Source organism: Streptococcus sp. HMSC072D07, assembly GCF_001814835.1.
In the GTDB taxonomy this organism is placed as follows: Bacteria; Bacillota; Bacilli; order Lactobacillales; family Streptococcaceae; genus Streptococcus.
In genome coordinates this window covers 1-325 of record NZ_KV818058.1, presented here as the reverse complement: position 1 = coordinate 325, position 325 = coordinate 1, and the positions used below count along the sequence as shown (strand labels likewise).

The following is a 325-nucleotide window of genomic DNA, read 5'->3' as shown; positions in this document are numbered from 1 at the left end:
TCTTTTCCGCCTTGGATATATCGTTCTCTACGCTCCGCTCGTGACTCAGGAGCTTTCGTATACATATTCTGACCGATGGACTGAGCCATACTAGCATCTGCGCTTCGAAAGGCTTCACCAACCGCCCCAAGGTACTCATCTAAGGAACTAATCGTCTCCACCATTTCCTTAGAGAGTTTCTTAATACCATCTGTCGCAGCTTCTATCTTTTCCGTCGCACTTGAAGAAATGAGGTCCGAAACGTTATGTTCTAACTCACCACTCATATCTTTAAATGCACCATTCACTCGGCTGAGATTATCCGGATTAATTTTCTTATTACTCA

1 protein-coding gene is annotated in these 325 nt (G+C 44.0%); it reads right to left on the bottom strand.

The annotated features are described in order from the left end of the window. Positions 1–325, bottom strand: a 325-nt coding sequence (locus HMPREF2991_RS04520; RefSeq protein ID WP_070683597.1) for a hypothetical protein, incomplete at both ends; no start/stop codon positions are given.